At 69.9% G+C, this 6,335-nt stretch carries 5 protein-coding genes; 1 reads left to right on the forward strand and 4 read right to left on the reverse strand.

All coding sequences use genetic code 11. The features are described 5' to 3' along the window. Positions 1-266: 266 nt before the first annotated feature. From KN815_RS42915 to KN815_RS42930, 4 genes are read right to left on the reverse strand one after another with little or no spacing between them, the layout of a single operon-like run. Positions 267-1,631 carry a GH1 family beta-glucosidase gene (locus tag KN815_RS42915; protein WP_216347180.1) on the reverse strand — a complete coding sequence of 455 codons (1,365 nt, stop codon included), beginning with the start codon at positions 1,629-1,631 and terminating at the stop codon, positions 267-269. A gap of 29 nt (positions 1,632-1,660) precedes the next feature. Continuing rightward, the gene (locus tag KN815_RS42920) at positions 1,661-2,521 is read right to left on the reverse strand and encodes a carbohydrate ABC transporter permease (protein WP_216347184.1); all 861 of its coding nucleotides are present in this window, start codon (positions 2,519-2,521) and stop codon (positions 1,661-1,663) included. Between the two features lie 49 nt (positions 2,522-2,570). Continuing rightward, the gene (locus KN815_RS42925; RefSeq protein ID WP_216347181.1) at positions 2,571-3,569 is read right to left on the reverse strand and encodes a carbohydrate ABC transporter permease; all 999 of its coding nucleotides are present in this window, start codon (positions 3,567-3,569) and stop codon (positions 2,571-2,573) included. 13 nt (positions 3,570-3,582) lie between these two features. Beyond that, entirely contained in the window at positions 3,583-4,902 is a 1,320-nt protein-coding gene (locus KN815_RS42930) for an ABC transporter substrate-binding protein (RefSeq protein ID WP_216347182.1), read from the reverse strand. Between the two features lie 183 nt (positions 4,903-5,085). Here KN815_RS42930 and KN815_RS42935 point away from each other — a divergent pair. After that, positions 5,086-6,335 (forward strand): ROK family protein (locus KN815_RS42935; RefSeq protein ID WP_216347183.1); only part of this gene is annotated, 1,250 nt, incomplete at its 3' end.

Here is a 6,335-nt window from a genome sequence, read left to right on the forward strand (position 1 = left end):
TTCAAACGCCGGAGGGGCTGGATTGCGTTGCTCCGCCACGCGTCGGAGCCGCACATCGATGCCACGGAAAGGCGCGGGGAGGCGAACAGCCGCCCGGCCGTTCCCGCTACCAGGGGCTCCGCCCCTGGACCCCGAGGTCTGGAGCGGAGCCCCGCCACACGGCGGAACCGCATTCGGATGCTGCGGGAAGGGGCAGAGCCCCGGTTTCGGGAAGGGGCGGGGAAGGGAGCAGCCCGCCGCAGGCGTCAAGGCCCGTCCGACACCTCCTACGCTGCTCGGCGAGCCCGCTCCTGGTGGTCGCGGATGATCTCCGCGTACCGGTGGCCGGAGCCCTTGATGGTGCGGGTCTGCGTGGGGTAGTCGACATGGACGAGGCCGAAGCGCTTGTCGTATCCGTAGGCCCACTCGAAGTTGTCGAGCAGCGACCATGCGAAGTAGCCGGCCAGCGGGACGCCCTTGCGGGCCGCCGAGGCGCAGGCCGCGAGGTGCTGGACGAGGTAGTCCTGGCGTTCGGGGTCGTCGATGGTCCCGTCCGGGCGTACGACGTCGGGGTAGGCGCAGCCGTTCTCGGTGACGTACAGCTTGCGGGCGCCGTATTCGTTGGTCAGGCGCAGCAGGAGGGTTTCGATACCGGTGGCGTCGATCTCCCAGTCCATGCCCGTGCGGGGTACGTCAGGGCGGCGGACGGCGCGGGCGTGCGGGGCCGGGCCGGTGGGGTCGTCGGTGACGGTGGCCGGGAAGTAGTAGTTCAGGCCCAGCCAGTCCAGGGGTGCGGCGATGGTTTCGAGGTCGCCGGGGCGCTCGGGCAGTTCGACGCCGTACACCTCGCGCATGTCCGCGGGGAAGCCGCGGCCGTGGACCGGGTCCAGCCACCAGCGGTTGGTGTGGCCGTCCATGCGCCGCGCGGCCGCCAGGTCCTGTGGCCGGTCGCTTGCGGCCTCGACGGTGTTGAGGTTGTTGACGATGCCCAGCTCGGCGCCCGGTGCGGCGGCCCGGATCGCCTGGGCGGCGAGGCCGTGGCCGAGCAGCAGATGGTACGAGGCGCGGACCGCCGCGGTCAGATCCGTGAGCCCGGGCGCCATCACACCTTCGAGGTGGCCGATCCAGGCCGAGCACAGCGGCTCGTTGAGGGTGGTCCAGTGGTGCACCCGGTCGCCGAGGCGGTCGGCCACCACCGAGGCGTACGCGGCGAAGTGTTCCGCGGTGTCGCGCACGGGCCAGCCGCCCCGGTCCTGGAGCACCTGCGGCAGATCCCAGTGGTACAGGGTGACGGACGGGGTGATGCCCACCTCCAGCAGACCGTCGATCAGCTCGTCGTAGAAGGCCAGGCCCTTGGCGTTGACCGGTCCGTCGCCGCCCGGCACCACCCGTGGCCAGGCGATGGAGAGCCGGTAGGCGTTGGTGCCCAGCCGCTTCATCAGCCCGATGTCGGCGCGCCAGCGGTGGTAGTGGTCGCAGGCCACATCGCCGTGGTCGTCGCCCGCCACTTTGCCGGGGGTGTGCGAGAAGGTGTCCCAGATCGAGGGCGACCGTCCGTCCTCGGCAACGGCTCCCTCGATCTGGTAGGCCGAGGTGGCCGTGCCCCACAGGAAGTCGTGCGGGAGGGCTGTGAGGTCCAGGAGTTCGGACACGTACGTCCTTTCAGAGGTGGGAAGGCCGGTCACTTCACGGCTCCGGCGGTGAGTCCGGCGACGAGGTAGCGCTGGAGGAGCAGGAAGCCCGCGACCACGGGGACACTGACGACGAGCGAGGCGGCCATGACCTGGTTCCAGTACACCTCGGTCTGGGTGGCGTAGCCCTGGAGGCCGACGGCGAGGGTGCGGGTGGCGTCGTTGGTCATCACGGACGCGAAGAGCACCTCGCCCCAGGCGGTCATGAACGCGTAGACGGCGACGGCGACGATGCCGGGGATCGCGGCCGGGACGACGACCCGGAACAGCGCGCCGAGCGGTCCGCAGCCGTCCACCAGCGCCGCCTCGTCCAGATCGCGCGGCACCGAGTCGAAGTACCCGATGAGCATCCAGATCGAGAACGGCAGCGAGAAGGTGAGATAGGTGAGGATGAGGCCGCCGCGCGAGCCGAAGAGGGCGATGCCGGTGGCGTTGCCGATGTTGACGTAGATGAGGAACAGCGGCAGCAGGAAGAGGATCCCGGGGAACATCTGGGTGGACAGCACGGTGACCGTGAACATCCGCTTGCCCCGGAAGCGGTACCGGCTGACCGCGTACGCGGCGAAGACGGCGATCACCACCGAGCAGACGGTCGCGGCGCCCGCCACGATGACCGAGTTCACGAAGTAGTCGGCGAGCGGGACCGTCGACCAGATGTCGATGTAGGGGCGGATGGTCAGCCCGCTCGGCAGCCAGCGGAACGTCCCGGAGACGTCCTGGAGTGGCTTCAGGGAGCTGGAGACCATGACGTACACCGGCAGCAGGACGAAGCCGGTGAGCAGGGTGAGGAAGATCCGGCGGGCCCAGAGGAAGGACCGGGGGGCGGCCATCGGTGAGCGGGGCGGCGCCATCGGTGAGCGGGGCGGGGCCATCGGTGAGCGGGGCGGCGCCTGGGAGTTGCTAGACATCGGCCGTCTTCCTTCGTCGGGAGGTCAGCAGGAGGTACAGGCCCGTCACCACGAGCAGGAAGAGCAGCAGCAGTACGGACATGGCGGAGCCGGTGCCGAAGTTCCAGGTGGCGAATGTCGTCTGGTAGACGTGGATGGAGATGAGGTCCGCGGCCTCCGGAGCCGCCTTGCCGAACAGCACATACGGCGTGTTGAAGTCGTTGAACGTCCACAGGAACAGCACCAGCACCAGCACCTGGTTGACCGGGCGCAGCGAGGGCAGGGTGATGCGGCGGATCTGCTGCCACATCCCGGCGCCGTCGAGGGCGGCCGCCTCGTAGAGCTCCCGGGGGATGTTCTGGAGACCGGCCATGACGACGAGGAACGCGAACGGCCAGCCCTTCCACACCGACACCGTCAGGCGCGCGATGAAGCTGTTGTCGCCGATCAGCCAGAACGAGGGCTTGTCGGTGAGGCCCAACTGGTCGTGGAGGACATGGTTCACCAGCCCGTTGTCGTGCTGGAACATGAACGCCCAGGTGATGACGGCCGTGTAGACGGGCAGCGCGTACGGGACCAGGAACAGGGTGCGCAGCAGCCCCCGTCCGCGGAAGGTGTCCTGAAGGAAGATGGCGGCGGCGGTGCCCAGCAGCCAGCACAGCCCGACCGACAGCACGGTGAAGCCGCAGGTGACCCAGAACGAGTGGAGCAGCGCCTCACCGGCCGGGGCGTTGATGTCCACCGAGATCTTGTAGTTGTCCAATCCGGACCAGGGCGCGGCGCCCCAGTCCCGGATGGAGAACCGGGTGAGCGCCTTGAAGCTCATCAGGATGCCGATCCCGATCGGCACCAGATGGACCAGGAGTTCGAGGACGAGTGCGGGCAGGAGCAGCAGGTACGGCAGTCCGATGCGGCGGATCCGCCCGGGGCGGCGCGGGCCTCGCGCCGCCCCGGGGGTGCTCCCCGACACCGTCCGCCGGTCTGTCCCGGCGGTCGCGGTCGTGGTGGTCATGAGGTGTCCGCACTCACTTCGCCGGCATCTGCTGCTGGGCCTTCTCCAGCTTGGCCTTCACCGACTCGGTGGTCACCGGGCGTCCGCCGGCGGCATCGGCGAGCAGCTCCTTGACGGCCGTGCCGACGCCGGTTTCGAACTGCGACTCGTCGGCCACCTGCGGCAGTGCCGCGGCGCTCTTGGCGAGGGTGTTCCGCAGGGCGGCCGTCGCCTTGGTGTTGAAGGCGGGGTCGGACTGGGCGGCCTTGACCGGCGGGATGGAGCCGTACGCCTTGTTGAGGATCTTCTGCTCGGCGTCGCTGGTCATGAACTTCACGAACTTCAGGGCGCCGTCGTGGTTGTCGGTGTTCTTGAAGACGGCCAGGTTGATGCCGGCGACCATCGAGTTGACGGAGGTGCCGGAGCCGGGGGTGCCGGAGCGGACGGGCGCCGGGGCCACGCCCCACTCGTCGTCCTTCATGCCCAGTGAGGTGAGGGTGGCGGAGGCGGTCTGCCACAGGACCATCGCCGTCTTTCCCTTGGCGAAGTCGCTGAGGGACTGGTTCTGCGCGTACTCGGCGTTGCCCGGGGCGATGATCTTGTCCTTGGCCATCAGGTCGACGTACTGCTTGATGGCGGTGACCGCGCCCTCGGAGGTGAAGTCGGGCCTGCCGTCTGCGGTGAAGAAGTCCGCGCCGTGCTGCTTGGCGAGGACGAACACCTGGTGGATGTTCTCCGAGAGGTTCGCGCCCTCGGCGCCGAGGCCCCACTTGCCGTCCTTGGCGAGCTTCTTGCCGTCGGCGACCAGTTCGTCCCAGGTGGCGGGCGGCTTGGAGATGCCCGCGTCGGCGAACATCTTCTTGTTGTAGTAGAGCGCGTACGCCATCGAGTACAGCGGCACCGCGGCCGGGTCCTCGCCCCGCGCACCGGTCGAGCCGAGGGCGGAGGCCACGAAGCGGTCCTTGCCGCCGATGCCGCCGAAGTTCTTGGTGTCCCACGGCAGCAGCGCCCCGGACGCCTGGAGCGAGGCGCTCCAGGTGTTGCCGATGTTCAGCACGTCGGGGCCCTGGCCGGAGGTGGTCGCGGTGAGGATCCGGTTCAGCAGCTCGGACCAGGGGATGACCTCGAGCTTCACTCTGATCCCGCTCTGCTTCTCGAACTTGTCGAGTTCGGGCTTCAGGACCTTCTTGTCCACCGTGATGCTGGCGCCCTGGTTGGAGGCCCAGTACGTGAGCGTCTTCGGCGAGTCGTTGGAACCGCCGCCGTCCGTCGAGGAACCACCTCCGCACGCCGAGGCGGCAAGGGCGAGTGACAAGGTGACGGCGCCTATGGCCGCGGCTCGGATCCTGCGCATGGCTCCAGGTGTCCCTTCCGGGAGGGGTGAATGCCAAGAAGGGCCCGGGCACGCCAACCGCGTTCAACTCCCGAAGCCGCTCACGGCTTAATTTAGGACGTGAGTTAAACCTCAAGAGAAGGTCGCGTCAAGAGATCCGGCGGAGGTATCTTGCGGCGCGGAGCCGGGACTTGAGGAGGCCAGGTGGCGGCACACAGCGGGCGTAACGTTCGTGACCTGCGGCGGGAGAACCGCGCCGCGGTACTGCGGCGGTTGTATTTCGACGGGCCGATGAGCCGCTTCTCGCTGGCCCCCGCGACCGGGCTGAGTTCAGGTTCCATCAGCAATGTGGTCGCCGAACTGCTCACCGAGGAGTTGGTGGAGGAGGCCGGAAGCATCGACTCCGACGGCGGCCGCCCCCGCACCCTGCTGCGGATCACACCGCACAGCGGCCACATGATCGGGGTGGATGTCGGCGAGACCCGGGTCCGCGTCGAGCTGTTCGACCTCTCGCTGGCCGAACGGGCCCGCGCCGACCGGCCGTTGCCCACCCGCGGGGCCGGGCGCCGGGTGCGCTACGACAGCGAACTGATCGCGGGCCACATCCGCGACGGCATCGCCGAGGTCCTGGAGGCGGCCGGGCTCGACCCCGCACGGATCCTCGGCGTCGGCATCGGCGTCCCCGGCATCGTCGAACACTTGGGGGAGGACGGTGCGGTGGTGCACGGCCAGCCGATCGGCTGGGAGGCGGTGCCACTGGAGCGGATGCTGCGCGGATCGGGCCAACTCCCCGACGAGGTCCCGTACTTCATCGAGAACGGCGCCAAGACGCTGGGGCAGGCCGAGATGTGGTTCGGCGCCGGGCGCGGTGCGCGCAACGCGGTGGTCGTGCTCTTCGGATCGGGCGTCGGCGCGTGCGTCGTCACCGACGATGTCGAGCACGGCCGGGCGGTGGAGTGGGGCCATCTCACCGTGCGGGTGCGGGGCCGCCGGTGCCGCTGCGGGGCGCTGGGCTGTCTGGAGGCGTACGCGGGCGCGGAGGCGCTGCTGGAACGCTGGCAGGAGGCGGGCGGGCAGCCCCCGCCCGACACCGACGAGGAGACCGCCCTGACGGCGATGCTGGCCGCCGCCTACCCCGCGGACGGCGGCGCCCCGGACCCGGTGGCGGCCACCGTCCTCGCCGAGACCGCGGAGTACCTGGGCGCCGGGCTGTCCGACCTGATCAACCTCTTCCAGCCCGAGCGCATCCTCGTCGGCGGCTGGGCCGGGCTCCAGCTCGGCGCGCGTTTCCTGGACTCGGTGCGGCGCCACGCGGTGTCCTACGCGCTGCCGTACCCCGCCGGGCGGGTCGGCATCGACCTGGGCGCGCTGGGGCCGGACGCGGTGACGGTGGGCGCCGCGATCCTGCCGCTCGCCGCGTTCTTCGCCCGCGGCGGGCGCCGCCTGCCACCCAC

This window comes from Streptomyces niphimycinicus (assembly GCF_018883605.1).
GTDB lineage: Bacteria > Actinomycetota > Actinomycetes > Streptomycetales > Streptomycetaceae > Streptomyces > Streptomyces niphimycinicus.